Source organism: Kocuria sp. CNJ-770 (assembly GCF_001942375.1).
GTDB classification, from domain to species: domain Bacteria; phylum Actinomycetota; class Actinomycetes; order Actinomycetales; family Micrococcaceae; genus Kocuria; species Kocuria oceani.
Genome location: NZ_MKJW01000166.1, coordinates 67,781 through 82,044 on the forward strand (window position 1 = coordinate 67,781; position 14,264 = coordinate 82,044).

Sequence of the window (14,264 nt, forward strand, 5' to 3'; positions counted from 1 at the left end):
GGGGGACGCCGGTGGCGGCGAACTGCTGGAGACCTGCGGCGGCCTCCGTGGGGAGGTCCTTCTTGCCGTAGCCGGACTGCAGCAGGTAGGCGCCGGAGACGCCGCGCAGGATCGCGTTTGGAGAGGCTCATGGTCGGTCCTTTCGGGGTGGGGAACAGGGTCATTGAGTCGTCAATGACCCTATCAGGGGCGGCTCCGCGCCCTCCGGGCGGAATCGGCCCGCAGCGTACACCCCGCCCCGGGATTCCCGGCGGCGCCTAGGCTGGCCATCCGCCCGCGGGACGCCCTCCGCGTCCTGCCACCCGACGGAAGGACAGACATGGACATCGAGACCATGAAGAAGGTTCTGCTCGTTCTCACCAGCCACGACACCCTCGGTGACACCGGGGAGCCCACCGGCTACTACGTCGGCGAGGCGGCCCACCCGTGGAAGGTCTTCCGCGACGCCGGGTACGTCGTCGACTTCGCCTCGATCGCCGGCGGACAGCCTCCGCAGGACGGCAAGGACGAGGACGACGAGGTCCAGCAGCAGTACCTCGAGGACGAGACCGTGCGGGCCTCCCTGTACAACACGCCGCGGATCAGCGTGGTCGACCCCGCCCAGTACGACGCCGTCTACCTCGTGGGCGGGCACGGCACCATGTGGGACTTCGCCGGCAATCCCGACCTGCAGTCGCTGGTGGCCGCCGTGCACGACGCCGGGGGGATCGTCGGCGCCGTCTGTCACGGACCGGCCGGACTCGTCGACGTGGAGCTCTCCACCGGACTGCGCATCGTCGAGGGACGCCGGGTGGCCGCGTTCACCAACGCCGAGGAGGACGAGGTCGGCAAGTCGGACGTGGTTCCCTTCCTGCTCGAGGACAAGCTCGTCGAGCAGGGCGCGGACGTGCGCACGGCGCCGAACTGGACCGAGCACGTCGTGGTGGACGACCGCCTCGTCACCGGGCAGAACCCCCAGTCGGCGGCCGGTGTGGCCAAGGAGATGACCAAGCTCCTGACCGAGGTGGTGCGCGAGCAGAAGGCCGCCCAGGAGGCGGACTCCGCCGCGCTGCGCCAGGCGCGCGACGCCGAGAAGGCCGAGGACGACGGCGAGGCCTGAGCCCCGGCCGTCCGGGACGGGCGGGCGGTGCGAACGCGCCCCCGTCCTCCTCGCGCACCCCGCCGTTCCCGGAGAGACTGGGGACGCCGGCCCACCCGGTCCGGCCCAGCGGACACACGGCAGGAGAAGCACATGACTGACCTCAGGAACAAGGTCGCGCTCGTCACCGGCGCCGCCTCCGGCATCGGCGAGGCCTGCGCCAAGGACCTCGCGGCGCGGGGCGCCAAGGTCGTCGTCACGGACATCGACACCCGGAGGATCGACGACGTCGTCCAGGCGATCATGGCCGCCGGCGGCAACGCCGCCGGCTTCCGCCAGGACGTGGCGAAGCCCGAGGACTGCGAGGCCGCGGTCGAGTTCGCCCAGCAGACCTACGGCGGCCTGCACCTGGCGGTGAACAACGCCGGTGTGGGCGGGTCCACGGACGCCGTCGGCGAATCGGACCTCGACGCCTGGGTGCGCACCGTGCAGATCGACCTGCACGCGGTGATGTTCGGCATGCGCTACCAGCTGCCGGCCATCGAGCAGGCGGGCGGCGGGGCGATCGTCAACATGGCCTCCATCCACGGCACCGTGGCCACGGCCGCGGGCAACAGCGCCTACACCGCGGCCAAGCACGGGGTGGTCGGCCTGACCAAGCAGGCCGGGGTGGAGTACGGGCAGCGCGGGGTGCGCGTCAACGCGGTCGGTCCCGCCTACATCGAGACCCCGCTGCTGAACAGCGCGCCTCCGGAGGTGCTCCAGGGTCTCGCCGCCAAGCACCCGCTGGGCCGGCTCGGCCGCCCCGAGGAGGTCGCCGCCCTGACCACGTTCCTGCTCTCGGACGCCGCCTCGTTCATGACCGGCGGCTACTACCTGGTCGACGGCGGCTACACCGCGCTGTAGCCGGACCGCCCGCCGCTCTCGCGGGCTGTTCCCGCCCGCCGCTCCCGCTCGACGCGCCCGCCCGCCGCACCCGATCGTGGTGGCCGCCGCGGCGGGAGCGACGGGCGGCCGCGGACGTGCCCTCCGCCACATCCGGGTGGTGGCGGAACGCCCGTGCTGTAGGGTGAGTCGTATTGCATATGGCACTGCTCCCCGTCCCCGGGTGAGCAGGCAGGCGTCGAGCACCCCGTTCTTCTTCCAGCGTGGCACCGTTCCAGACGGTCTCAGCCCGCTCGCAGGGGCTCCAGGAGTCATTCGGCGCAACCCGGCGCGCTACCCCCTTGCCGGGACATCCGATCGAAAGACGTATCCCAGTTTTGGCTACTTTCACCGACCTTGGCGTGCCCAAGGCCCTCTCCGCCGTCCTCGCCCAGCAGGGCATCGAGCAGGCGTTCCCCATCCAGGAGAAGACCCTCCCCGACTCGCTGGCCGGCCGCGACGTGCTCGGCCGCGGCAAGACCGGTTCGGGCAAGACCGTGGCGTTCGCGCTGCCGCTCGTGTCCCGGCTCGCCGGACTGAGCGGCAACGGTGCCCGTGCGGCCCGCCGCGCCAACCGGCCCACCGGCCTGGTCCTGGCCCCGACCCGCGAGCTGGCCACGCAGATCGACCGCACCGTGGCCCCGATCGCCGAGGCCGCCGGGCTGACCACCACCGTGATCTTCGGCGGCGTCTCGCAGAAGAACCAGGAGAAGGCGCTGGCCAAGGGCGCCGACATCGTCATCGCCTGCCCCGGCCGGCTCGAGGACCTGCTCAAGCAGAACATCCTCACGCTGGACGACGTCCGGGTGACGGTCATCGACGAGGCCGACCACATGGCCGACATGGGCTTCCTGCCCGTGGTCACCCGCATCCTCAAGCGCACCCCGCAGGGCGGGCAGCGACTGCTGTTCTCGGCGACCCTCGACGGCGGCGTGGACAAGCTCGTCAAGCAGTTCCTGTCCAACCCGGTCAAGCACTCCGTGGACGCCCCGCAGGCGGCCGTGTCCACCATGGACCACCACGTCCTCGTGGTCGACGCCGACGAGAAGCAGGAGCTCATCGAGGCCCTGGCCTCCGGCACCGGGCGCCGCGTGATGTTCACGCGCACCAAGCACCGCGCCAAGAAGATGGCCCGCAAGCTCACCCAGATGGGCATCCCGGCGGTGGACCTGCACGGCAACCTCTCGCAGAACGCCCGCGACCGGAACCTGGCGCAGTTCTCCGCCGGTGACGTGCGGGTGCTCGTGGCCACCGACGTCGCCGCCCGCGGCGTGCACGTGGACGAGGTCGAGCTGGTCGTGCACATCGACCCGCCCACCGAGCACAAGTCCTACCTGCACCGCTCCGGGCGCACCGCCCGCGCCGGCGCCTCCGGCTCCGTGGTCACGGTGGCCACCAAGGAGGAGCGCCGCGAGGTCACCCAGCTGATGAAGGCCGCGGGCGTCACCGCGAACTTCGACACCGTGACCGTCGGCTCCCCGGCCGTGACCGAGCTGGTGGGCGAGCGCGCCGAGAAGGTCGCCTACGTGCCGCAGCCCGTCCAGGCCCAGGGCCGTCCGGCGGGCGGTCAGCGCTCCGGCGCCGGCCGGTCCGGCGGCGCCGCGGCCGCGGCGGCGAGAACGCCTCCGACGCAGCCGCGCGGCGGCTCCCGCGACCAGCGCCCGACGACCACGGCGGGCGCGCCGGGTCCCGGCCGGGCAACGGCTCGGCCTCCCGCTCGGCGGCACCGGCTCGCTCGGCCGCGCCCACGCGCTCCGCCGCGCCCGCGTACTCCACCGAGTCCGCACCGGACCGGGCGACGCAGGCCGCCGTGCGCCGCCGCAGCCGCAGCCCCCGCCGCGCGTCCTCCCCGCAGGGCACCGCGACCCGCTGAGCCGCAGCCCGGTCAGCCCGGGCACCGTCCACGAGGCCCGTTCCCTGCCGCCCCGCAATCCGCGGAGCAGCAGGGAACGGGCCCTCGTCGTCATCCGGCGGAACGTCCGGCGGAACGTCCGGCGGAACGTCAGACGGAAGGGGCGAGCCCGCGCAGGAACGCCAGGGTGACGTCGGTGTGGGCGTCCACGGGGACGAAGCCGGGCGCGGCCTCCACAGGGAGCTCCCCGGGCACCACGACCACCGGCATCCCGGCGGCCGCCGCGCTGGCGGCCCCGGTCTGCGAGTCCTCGACCGCCACGCACTGCGCGGGGTCCACGCCCAGCCGCCGGGCCGCGAGCAGATAGGGCTCCGGGTGCGGCTTCGCGTGCTCCACGTCCTCCTGGGACACGACCACCCGCAGCACGTCCGGGCCCCGGACGCGGTGCCCTGCGCCACCACGGTCAGCGCGTTGGTCACGACGGCCCCGGGAATGCCGGCCCGCTCCAGCTCGTCCAGCAGCGCACGCATGCCGGGCAGGAACGGGACCTCGCCCGTGAGGGAGTCGGCCACCTCCTGGCCGAGCTCCGCGGTGATGTCCTCCACGGTGCCCGCGGCCCCGCGCTCGACCATCAGCCGCGCCGAGGCGGGCACGGTCCGGCCCAGCGTGGCGTGGTCGTCCTCGGTGCTCCACCCCACGCCGTACCGGGCGGCCACCGCCCGCTTGGCCACGGCCCACTGGGGCTCCGAGTTCACGAGGGTGCCGTCGTGGTCGAAGAGCACGGCGGCGGGAAAGGCGGGGGAGCTCACGGGCGGGCCTCCTGGGCGGGGTGGAAGGGCGACGACGGGGACTGCGGGTCCAGCGAGCGCAGCAGCGCCAGGGTCAGCTCCCGGTGGGAGCGCAGGTGCAGCAGCCCCGGACCGGGCTCCACCGCCTTCTCCCCGGGCACGACCACCGTGGGCATGCCCGCGGCGACCCCGGCGGCCGCTCCCGCGGGGGAGTCCTCCACCACCACGCACCGCGCCGGGTCCACCCCGAGCCGGCGCGCCGCCGTGAGGTAGGCGTCCGGGTCCGGCTTGGGGCGCACGCCGCGGGCGTAGTCGTCCGTGCCCACGGTGGTCCTGACGAGGCCCGGCGGGGCCGCGGCGGCGGTGTGCCGGGCCAGCGCGGAGCTCGCGTTGGTGACGATCGCCGCGGGGACCCCCGCGTCCGCCAGCTCCGTGAGCAGCTCCCCGATCCCGTCGATGAAGGTCAGCTCCGTCCCCTCCAGCACCCGCAGGCTGTGCTCGAAGATCGCCCGGAACATCTGGTCGTCGTCGAGCGGCACCCCGATCCGCCGCATGCGGTCGATCGTGGCGGCCACCGGGCGGCCCAGGGTGTCGTCGGTGTCCTGCGGGGTCCAGATCCGGCCGTGCTCGGCGGCGAGGTCCTGCTTGGCCCGGTCCCACAGGGGCTCGGTGTCGACGAGCGTCCCGTCGTGGTCGAAGAGGACGGCGTGCGGGAAACCGGGGGAGGACATGCGCACCAGCCTACCGGGAGGCCGCCGGCGCTCCCGGGGCGGGCGGCGGTGCGGGCGGCGGGGCGGGCGGAGCCGGCCGCGCGCATAGACTGGCGCGCGTGCCGCACGCCCTCGACCCCCTCCGCCGTCTCCGGGCGCCTCCTGGTCGGCGGGGCGCCGGCCCGGCCGGGGCGACGGGCCGTACCCCGGGCGGTGCCACGGACGGGATCCGGGGCGGGATCCCGGGGCGGCGGGACTCGTGAGCCGGGCCGACCGCCTGGCCGGGTCCTACGCGCAGATGCTCCGCCACCCTTGGTCCCGGTCCCTGATGCTGCTCGGCCTGGTGGCCAAGCTGCCCATGGCGATGGTCTCGCTGGCCCTCGTGCTCAGCGTCAACGCCGTGCACGGGCGCGAGCTGGCCGGCTGGTCCGCGGCGGTGCTCGCCCCGGCCCTCGCCGTGACGGGTCCCGCCCGGGGCCGGTGGGTGGACCGCTCGGGGCCGCGCGCGGCGATGAGCGTCCTGGGCCTGGCGCAGGCCGCCGCCCTGCTGGGGCTCTGGGCCTCCCTGGCCGAGGCCCCCACGGCGGTGGTCCTGCTCTGCGCCGCCCTGACCGGCGCCCTCACCGCCCCGGGCACCTCGGTGCTGCGCAGCCTGTGGAGCATGCGCGCCCCGTCGTCGTCGTTCGGGCACGCGGCCCAGGCCTGGGAGTCCGTGACCCTGGACGTGGTCTTCATCCTCGGCCCCGCCGCCGTGGCCGCCGTGGCGGGGTGGACGGCGCCCCGGCACGCGCTGCTCGTGGTCGCGGTGCTCGGGGCGGCCACGTCCGTGCTGCTGGCCCGCGCCGCGGGGGCCCACTGGCGGATCCCGGTGCGCCCGGCGGCGCCGCACCCCCTGCCGCTGCGGCTGCTGCCCGTCGTCGCCCTCGCGGGCGGGAGCGTGGGGGCCATCACCACCGCGGAGATGGCTGCGGTGGGGGTCGCCGCCGAGGCCGGACGGGAGGCCCAGGCCGGGCTCCTCGTGGCCCTGCTCTCGGCGGGCTCGATCCTCGGCGGGCTCGTCTACGGGCGCACCGACCCGCCCGGCTCCCGGATCGCCCACATCCACGCGGCGGCGGCCGTGTGGGTGCTGGGCTGCCTGCTCGGGGCGTGGCGCGGCGGGCTCGTGTGGTCCGCGGTGGCCCTGACCGTGGCGGGGCTGGGCCTGGCGGTCGTCATCACCGCGCAGTACGGCCTCGCGGCCGCCCGGGCACCGGAGAGCCGGCGGACCGAGGTGTACTCGTGGATGGCGACCGCCGGGCAGATCGGGGCGGCGGTGGGGGCGGCGGGCTCCGGCTACCTGGACGGCCGGCAGTCCTTCCTGCTCAGCGCGGCCCTGATGGCCGTCGCCTCCGTGCTGGCCGCGGTCTCCGGGATGCCCCGTCCGCGCTGGGTCCTCGCCCCGCACCGGAGCCCCGGGTAGATTGGCCGCATGACCGCCGAGCGCCCCGAGGCCCCCGACATCTCCCCGGTCCCGCCCGAGACCAAGGACTGGACCGTGGTGATCGACCAGGGCTGTGGCGAGTGCGGCTTCGACCCGCACCTGGACGTCTCCGCCACCGGCGAGCTGGTGCGGGACACGGTCGAGCGGTGGGTCGCCGTCCTCGAGCGCCCCCGGATCACCGAGCGGCCGCGTCCGGGCACCTGGTCCCCGCTCGAGTACGCGTGCCACGTCCGGGACCTCTGCCGGGTCTTCCGCGAGCGCCTGCGGCTCATGCTCGACGAGGAGCACCCGGTCTTCCCCGACTGGGACCAGGACGCCGTCGCGGTTCAGGAGCGCTACAACGAGCAGGACCCGTACGAGGCCTCCGGGGAGATCGCCCAGGAGCTGCGCGCCACGGCGGACGCCTTCGACGCGGTGGCGGGGGAGCAGTGGGCCCGGACCGGCCGCCGCGGGGACGGCACGGAGTTCACCGTGGCACGCCTCGCGGTGTACTTCCGGCACGACGTCGAGCACCACCTGCGCGCCGACGTCCGCGGCTGACCGCCCCGGCCGAGCGCCGGGCTCAGCCCAGGCGCACGGTCCCGTCGTCCTCGATCCGCCATCCGGGGTTGTGCGCGATCTCCCACACCACGCCGTTCGGGTCCGCCACGTGCGCGTGGAAGACGCCCCCGAAGGGCCCCTGGCGCGGGCTCGTCAGCACGGTCCCGCCGGCGGCCGTCATCGCCGCGACGGCCGCGCGCACCTCGTCCTCGCCGTCCACGTTGTGCGAGAGCGTCACGCCCTGTGCGGACGGCGTGCCCGTGCGGCCGAGGTCCTGCGCGAAGGACGCGGCGTCGAAAAGGCCCAGCACCGTGCCGGGGGCCGTCTGGAAGAAGAGGATCTCCCCCGGGACGTCGAGCAGCGGCTCCCAGCCGAGACCGTGCACGTAGAACCGCCGCGCGGCGTCGAGGTCCGGGGTGGCCAGGGTGACGAAGTGCACGCGCGGGTCCACGGGAGTCTCCTCGGGGTCCGGGGCGCAGTCCGGGACGGGCTCCGCCTCACCCGCCCAGCGTAGCCCGCAGCCGTCGCGCCGCGTCGGTCCCCAGGACGGCCCCGCAGGTGGACCTCAGGCGGTCCGGGCCCCGGCGGACCTCGACGTCGCCGATCGCTCCGAGGGCCCGGGAGGAGACGGGGCGGTGTCTCCGCGGTGCCGTGCCGGGACCGGGACGGGCTACCCTCGGAAGCAGCGAGGGCGGGCCCGGCCCGCCCGTGCGGGGCGACGGACGGGAGGCCGGATGGCACAGCACCAGGACGAGGTGGAGCCCGCGGAGTCGCCGTACTACGACCGCGTGGTCACGGTGCCCAACGTGGTCTCGGTGGTCCGCTTCGCACTCATCTTCCCGGCCGTGCTGGCCGTGCTGGACATCGACGAGCGACCGGTCCGGGCGCTGGTCCTGGTCGCCGTCTTCTCCCTGACCGACTGGGTCGACGGCACCCTGGCCCGGGCGCTGCGGCAGCGCAGCCGGGTCGGAGAGGTGATGGACCCCCTCGCGGACCGGCTGGGGACCGTGGCGATCGCGGTGGCCGCCGGCGTCGTCGGGCTCTTTCCCTGGTGGGTGCTGGTGGTCATCGCGGTGGTGGACGTCGTGGTGGGCATCGCCACGCTGGCGCGCGGATCCCTCGGCGCGCTGCGGGTCACCACGGTCGGGAAGGCCAAGACGGCCCTGCTCATGGTCGGGACCGTGCTCGTGCTGGCGGGTCCGGCGTGGTCCAGCCCCGAGGTCACCGACGTGGGCCGGGTGCTGGTCCAGATCGCCGCGGTCCTGCACGCCCTGGCGGGGATCCAGTACTTCCGCCAGGCCCTCCGGCGCTAGGCCTCCGCAGGCGGCAGGGCCAGGTAGGCGTGGCGGGCGGCGCCGATGATGCCGGCCGCGTCCCGCAGCTCGGCCGGCACCACGCGCGCGCCCAGGCGCAGCAGCGGGAGGAACAGCTCGTGCTGGGCGGAGATGGCGCCGCCGACGATGATCAGGTCGGGCGAGAAGAGGAACTCGAGGTGGGCCAGGTACTCCTGGAGACGCTCGGCGTAGACGGGCCAGTCCAGTCCCTCGCGCTCGCGGGCCAGGGCGGAGGCGCGCACCTCGGCGTCCACGCCCCGCAGCTGCAGGTGGCCCAGCTCCAGGTTGGGCACCAGCTTCCCGTCCACGATCAGTGCGGAGCCGATCCCGGTGCCCAGGGTGATGAGCAGGACCGTGCCGGCGCTCCCGCGGCCGGCGCCGTAGCGGACCTCGGCGAGCCCCGCGGCGTCGGCGTCGTTGATGACCTGCACGGTGCGGCCCAGGGCTCCCGTGAGGAAGCGGCGGACGTCGAGCCCGATCCAGGCGTCGTCAATGTTCGCGGCCGAGCACGCCACACCCTGGCGGAGGATCGTGGGCAGCGCCACCCCCACGCTGGCCTCGGGATCCGGTGCGCTCGCCGTCCCGGACAGCTCCGCCACGACGAGCTCGAGCTGCGCGGCGACGGCCTCCGGGGTGGCGGGCCCCGGAGTGGGGCGCTGGAGCACCGGGGTGGTCAGCGAGCCGTCGGCCATGTCCACGGCGGAGTACTTGATCCGGGTGCCGCCGACGTCCACGCCGATGTGGTGGCGGTGCAGGGTCGACCAGCCGGTCGAAGCGGGCCTGAGGGCGGAACGGGGCGAGGAACGGGCCATCCGACATCCTAGGGTCGAGGTGGGAGCGCACGGCGGCGACGGACCGTGCCGAGCGGTTCGACGCGCTCCGCCGGGGGCGGGCCGCCGACGTGGCGGCACCCGGCCCATTCTGCCACTGCCTCCGCACGGTACCCGGGCGACCCCGTCCCGGTCGCGGGCCGCCGGGTCCAGGACTCCAGGCTCCGCGCCTCGGCATTCGCCGCCCCTGGATCGGCAGCCCCGGGGTCTTCGGCCTGGGGGTTCTCAGGAAAGAGGTCCGGGGCCCGGCCTCCGGCCGGTCCCGGGTGACCCGGCGTCGCCTCGTGAGCCCTCGAGCTCCCAGGAGAAGGGCGCCCGGGCGGCGGCCGTGCCGCCGGCCAGCTCGTTGACCGCGCAGGTGATCAGGTCCCGGTGTCCGGGCGGCAGCTCCAGGCACTCGTGCAGATACGCCTCGATCTCCAGGGCCCCGACCTCACCGCCGAGCTCGAAGTACTGCCACCACACCTGGTCCGTGGTCAGGCCGGCCTGCTCGGCGGCCTGGCGGGCCAGGCGCGCCTGCACGGCTGCGGCGGTGTCGTCGTGCATGGAACCCCCTTGGCGTGGTCGTCTCGGAGACGGCCCCGGGCCGGGCGCCACGCTGCGCAGCGGCCCGGGCCGTCTCGGCGGCGGTGCATCGGCACCGCCGCGATCCATCGTCACCGGCGTTCCACGGGGTCGCCACCATCCTCCCGGCAGCAGTGCGTTTTCCGGACCGGGGTGCTCTCCTGGGACCACGCGCACCACCTGCAGCACGGGAAGCGCCCGGACCCGCGGGCACGGGGAGGCCGTCACCGGAACCCCGCGGTTGATGGTCGGCCCGGGGCGGGCGCCGTCCCGGGCCGTGCGTCCGGGCCCGGCAACGGCCCCACAACAGGGGGAGCGGGGCGGCCCCCCAGCCTGCCCCGCTCCCTGCTGCTCCCCTCCGCGGACCGGTTCTTGACGACGCCACGGACCTTCCGGATCCGGGGCGCCCCACCGGTCGACGCTGTGGGAGCCGGGGGATGGTCCTGTACCGACCACAGAATCCCCTCGTGAGAAGCAAGGATGCTCGCTTCCCGGCCACTCGGCAAGAGCCCCGATGTGAGCTGGTTCACATGCAGACACAAAGGGTTGTCATTGCAAATAGCTGCCCCTCAGGCGGTGCTCAGTGCCCGCCGCCGTTGAGCATCCCGCCCAGGCGCACGCGCATCCGGCGGCTGGCCTGGTTCAGGCCCACGACCCGGACCTGCTTGCCGTAGTGGGCGTACTTGTCGGTCACCGAGTCCAGGGCCGCGACGGTGGACGCGTCCCACAGGTGGGAGTCCGACAGGTCGATGACCACGTGCCCGGGGTCCCCCGCGTAGTCGAACATCGTGTACAGGTCGTTGGAGGACGCGAAGAACAGCTCCCCGTGCACCGTGTAGACGGCCGTCTCCCGGCCGCTGCGCTGCTCGAGCTCCCGGTCCACGCTCACGAAGTGGGCGACCCGGCGGGCGAAGGCGACCATGGCGACGAGCACCCCCACGACCACGCCCAGGGCGAGGTTGTGGGTCCACACGGTCACGACCACGGTCGAGACCATCACGAGAGTCTCCGGCAGCGGCATCCGGGACAGGGTCGCCGGGCGGACGGAGTGCCAGTCGAAGGTGGCCCACGACACGAAGATCATGATCGCCACCAGTGCGGCCATCGGGATCACCGCGACGACCTGACCCAGGGTGACGACGAGGATCAGCAGGAACACCCCGGCGAGGAACGTGGAGATCCGGGTGCGGGCGCCGGAGGCCTTGACGTTGATCATGGTCTGGCCGATCATCGCGCAGCCGCCCATCCCGCCGAAGAGGCCCGAGACCACGTTGGCCACGCCCTGGGCCCAGGACTCGCGGGTCTTGGGCGAGGGCGTGTCGGTGATGTCGTCGACGAGCTTGGCCGTCATCAGCGACTCCAGCAGCCCCACCACGGCCATGGTCAGCGCGTACGGGGCGATGATCCGCAGGGTCTCCAGGTTCGGCGGGACGTCGGGGAGGAACAGCGAGGGCAGGGACTCGGGGAGCGCGCCCTTGTCGCCCACCGTGGGGACCTCGGTGCCGAACGAGACGACGAGGACGGTGATCACCACGATGGCCACCAGCGGCGCCGGCACCGCCCGGGTGATCCGGGGGAAGAGGAACACGATCGCCAGGCCGAGCAGCGTGAGGGGGTACACCGCCCAGGGCACACCGATCAGCTCCGGGATCTGCGAGCTGAAGATCAGGATGGCCAGGGCGTTGACGAAGCCGACCATGACCGAGCGGGGGATGAAGCGCATGAGCCGCGCCGCGCCGATCAGGGCCAGGACCACCTGGAAGAGGCCGGCCAGGATCACGGCGGCGATGAAGTAGTCGATGCCGTGGGAGGCCATCAGCGGGGCGATGACCAGGGCCACCGCGCCGGTGGCGGCGGAGATCATCGCCGGGCGGCCGCCGAGGACCGCGGTGGTGACGGCCATGGTGAAGGAGGCGAACAGGCCCACCCGCGGATCGACCCCGGCGATGATCGAGAACGCGATCGCCTCCGGGATCAGGGCCAGGGCGACCACGAGTCCGGCCAGGACCTCGGTCTTGAGGTGACGGGGGGAGCGGAGGGTGCGACGGACGGACTGGCGCTGCTCGGGGGTCAGTGCCGGGGCGGGGCCGGTGGTCGTCGTGGCCATGGGAAGGCTCCGTTCGTGGGGGCAGGAGGGCGGTTCGTGAGGGCGGCAGAGCGGAAGGGCGCGGGGGCGGAGCGGGCGAGGGCGCGCGGGTCCCCGGGTGGCGTGCGGCCACGGGGAGGGGAGTGCGCAGCGGCGGCAGCCGGGCACGGCGCGGTCCGGCGCCCGTGCCCATGCAACCCTAACCTAGCGTAAGGGTAGAGTGAGCCCCGGGCCGCCCGACGTGACCGATCGCATATCCGGTGGGGGGGGGCGGAGCGGCCCGACGGCGGAGGCCGTCACCGGCCGAGGCGGTGCTCCAGCATGGCGATGAACTCGTCGGCCTGGGCCAGCTTGCGGGCCAGCTTGTCCCGCTCCGGCCGCGCGCGCTCCAGGTAGTCCGCGAGCCGTTCCGGGGAGGCCGGCCCGGCCCCGAGCAGCTCCAGGAGCTCGGCCATCTCCTCCAGGGTGAACCCCAGCGGCTTCATCTGCCGGACGACCAGCAGCCGCTCCACGTCCTGCTCGGTGTACACGCGGAAGCCGCCCTCCGTGCGGGAGGCCGGCAGCAGGCCCACGTCGTCGTAGTGACGGATCGTGCGCAGGGACAGGCCGGTGCGCTCGGCGAGCTCGCCGATCTGCATGGTGCCTCCGCGGACACGGTGCGGCATGGGGTGACCTCCAGGAAGTACGGGACCGCCGAGTCTAGCAATCCGTCAGGGGTGCCCCGGAGTGCCGCCCCCGGGGCGGCCGGGGCGTCGCGGCGGCAGGGGGAAGCGCTCGAGGTCCTGGGCCGCCAGCACGGTGGCGGCCCCGGCGCGCCGGCGTGCCTGCTCCGCGAGCAGGGCGACGTCGGGATAGCGCGACGAGAAGTGGGTGAGGACCAGCGTCCCTGCGCTCCCGGCGGCCGCGAGCGACCCGGCCTGCCCGGCGGTGAGGTGGAGGTAGCGTGCGGCGAGAGCGGCGTCGTCGTCGGCGAACGTGGACTCGGCCAGGAGCAGGTCGGCGCGCTCGGCGAGCTCCTCCGCGCCCGGGCACGGCGCCGTGTCCATGACCACGGCGACGCGCCGGCCGGGCCGGGGGACGCTCATGTCCTCGAGGTCCACGCCGCGCAGCCGGCCCTCGCGCTGCAGCCGGCCGACGTCCGGGCCGGCGATCCCGGCCGCCGCGAGCCGCTCCGGGACCATCGTGCGGCCGTCCGGTTCGGTGAGCCGGTACCCGTAGGTCTCCACGCGGTGGTGCAGGGGGCGCACCTCCAGGTCCGCGGCCACGGCCCCCGGGCCTCCGTGGGGGTGCAGCCGCAGGTCGAGGCCGGGGGTCGCGAGGGAGACGAGGGCCCGGACCACCTCCTCGCCGGAGGCCGGGTAGTGCAGGTCCACCGGGTGCTCCACGCCGTCCAGGACCATGCGCGAGAGCACGCCGGGCAGTCCGTAGCAGTGGTCGCCGTGGACGTGGGTGAGGCAGATCCTCGTCACCTGCGCGGCGGAGACGCCCGCGTGGGTCATCTGCCGCTGCGTCCCCTCCCCGGGGTCGAAGAGCAGGCCCGCCCCGTCCCAGCGCAGCAGATAGCCGTTGTGGTTGCGGGTGCGGGTGGGCACCTGGGAGGCGGTGCCGAGGACGACGAGCTCACGCATGGCACCGAGTGTGCCACCGTGCGGCGGGTGCGGGGTGGTCCCGGGGGCGGGGTCGGCCGCCCCCGGGACCGTCGCCCGGGGATCACTGGGGGACGAGCTCGCTCCAGGAGGCGGTGCGGGAGCTGCTCGCCGGGACCGGGCCCGGCTGCGCGGTCTCGGGCAGGAGCACCACGAGCGTCCCGAAGGTCCGGGCGGGCCAGGCGGAGACGGTCCGTGCCGGGATCCTCGCCGGAGCGGCGCCGGAGCGCTGGATCCGCACGGCGTAGGCCAGGATGAGGAGGCCGACCAGGGCCAGGCCCACGCCCACCCAGGCCGGGGCGCGGTAGCCCCACCCGGCGGAGATCACGGCGCCGCCGAGGAAGGCGCCCATGGCGTTGGCCAGGTTGAAGGCCGCGTGGTTCATGGCGGCGGTGAGGGAGGGGGCGTCCTTGGCCTCGCGCAGCAGGCGCA

Annotated in this window: 13 protein-coding genes and 3 pseudogenes; 6 read left to right on the top strand and 10 right to left on the bottom strand. The window is 74.6% G+C overall.

Annotation, left to right across the window (positions count from 1 at the left end; all coding sequences use genetic code 11):
- The first annotated feature begins 319 nt into the window (after positions 1–319).
- From BJF77_RS19195 to BJF77_RS22265, 3 genes and pseudogenes are all read left to right on the top strand, one after another.
- On the top strand, positions 320–1,099 hold the full coding sequence (locus tag BJF77_RS19195; protein WP_075873166.1) for a type 1 glutamine amidotransferase domain-containing protein: 780 nt from the start codon (positions 320–322) through the stop codon (positions 1,097–1,099).
- 132 nt (positions 1,100–1,231) lie between these two features.
- Positions 1,232–1,984: an SDR family NAD(P)-dependent oxidoreductase gene (locus tag BJF77_RS19200; RefSeq protein ID WP_047804435.1), complete on the top strand. Its 753-nt coding sequence runs from the start codon at positions 1,232–1,234 to the stop codon at positions 1,982–1,984.
- Positions 1,985–2,463: 479 nt separating this feature from the next.
- Positions 2,464–3,309, top strand: a pseudogene (locus BJF77_RS22265) (DEAD/DEAH box helicase); the annotation flags it as partial.
- Between the two features lie 695 nt (positions 3,310–4,004).
- Here BJF77_RS22265 and BJF77_RS22270 read toward each other — a convergent pair.
- From BJF77_RS22270 to BJF77_RS19215, 3 genes and pseudogenes are all read right to left on the bottom strand, one after another.
- Complete coding sequence (locus tag BJF77_RS22270) at positions 4,005–4,280, bottom strand: HAD family hydrolase (RefSeq protein ID WP_369821451.1); 276 nt, start codon at positions 4,278–4,280, stop codon at positions 4,005–4,007.
- 74 nt (positions 4,281–4,354) lie between these two features.
- Positions 4,355–4,663 (bottom strand): annotated as a pseudogene (locus BJF77_RS22275) (HAD hydrolase-like protein); the annotation flags it as partial.
- Positions 4,660–5,373: an HAD family phosphatase gene (locus tag BJF77_RS19215; RefSeq protein WP_047801970.1), complete on the bottom strand. Its 714-nt coding sequence runs from the start codon at positions 5,371–5,373 to the stop codon at positions 4,660–4,662. The pseudogene BJF77_RS22275 and the gene BJF77_RS19215, both read right to left, overlap by 4 nt.
- 238 nt (positions 5,374–5,611) lie before the next feature.
- Between BJF77_RS19215 and BJF77_RS19220 the strand changes: the two genes are divergently transcribed.
- Entirely contained in the window at positions 5,612–6,811 is a 1,200-nt protein-coding gene (locus BJF77_RS19220; protein WP_075873167.1) for an MFS transporter, read from the top strand.
- 9 nt (positions 6,812–6,820) lie between these two features.
- Entirely contained in the window at positions 6,821–7,372 is a 552-nt protein-coding gene (locus BJF77_RS19225) for a DinB family protein (protein ID WP_075873168.1), read from the top strand.
- A gap of 22 nt (positions 7,373–7,394) precedes the next feature.
- Here the strand turns inward: BJF77_RS19225 and BJF77_RS19230 are convergent, their stop codons facing one another.
- The gene (locus BJF77_RS19230) at positions 7,395–7,823 is read right to left on the bottom strand and encodes a VOC family protein (protein ID WP_075873169.1); all 429 of its coding nucleotides are present in this window, start codon (positions 7,821–7,823) and stop codon (positions 7,395–7,397) included.
- 283 nt (positions 7,824–8,106) lie between these two features.
- Here BJF77_RS19230 and BJF77_RS19235 point away from each other — a divergent pair, with 283 nt between their 5' ends.
- The gene (locus BJF77_RS19235) at positions 8,107–8,685 is read left to right on the top strand and encodes a CDP-alcohol phosphatidyltransferase family protein (RefSeq protein ID WP_075873170.1); all 579 of its coding nucleotides are present in this window, start codon (positions 8,107–8,109) and stop codon (positions 8,683–8,685) included.
- Here BJF77_RS19235 and ppgK read toward each other — a convergent pair.
- From ppgK to BJF77_RS22280, 6 genes and pseudogenes are all read right to left on the bottom strand, one after another.
- Positions 8,682–9,518: a polyphosphate--glucose phosphotransferase gene (gene ppgK / locus BJF77_RS19240; RefSeq protein ID WP_075873171.1), complete on the bottom strand. Its 837-nt coding sequence runs from the start codon at positions 9,516–9,518 to the stop codon at positions 8,682–8,684. The two genes, BJF77_RS19235 and ppgK, sit on opposite strands and share 4 nt — an antisense overlap.
- 243 nt (positions 9,519–9,761) lie before the next feature.
- The gene (locus BJF77_RS19245) at positions 9,762–10,082 is read right to left on the bottom strand and encodes a hypothetical protein (protein ID WP_075873172.1); all 321 of its coding nucleotides are present in this window, start codon (positions 10,080–10,082) and stop codon (positions 9,762–9,764) included.
- Between the two features lie 598 nt (positions 10,083–10,680).
- Positions 10,681–12,207: a SulP family inorganic anion transporter gene (locus BJF77_RS19250; RefSeq protein ID WP_075873173.1), complete on the bottom strand. Its 1,527-nt coding sequence runs from the start codon at positions 12,205–12,207 to the stop codon at positions 10,681–10,683.
- Between the two features lie 275 nt (positions 12,208–12,482).
- A complete protein-coding gene (locus BJF77_RS19255; RefSeq protein WP_075873174.1) occupies positions 12,483–12,851 on the bottom strand; it encodes a MerR family transcriptional regulator in 369 nt (122 codons plus the stop codon).
- 45 nt (positions 12,852–12,896) lie between these two features.
- Positions 12,897–13,814: a ribonuclease Z gene (locus tag BJF77_RS19260; RefSeq protein ID WP_075873175.1), complete on the bottom strand. Its 918-nt coding sequence runs from the start codon at positions 13,812–13,814 to the stop codon at positions 12,897–12,899.
- Positions 13,815–13,896: 82 nt separating this feature from the next.
- A pseudogene (locus tag BJF77_RS22280) lies at positions 13,897–14,264 on the bottom strand (MFS transporter); the annotation flags it as partial.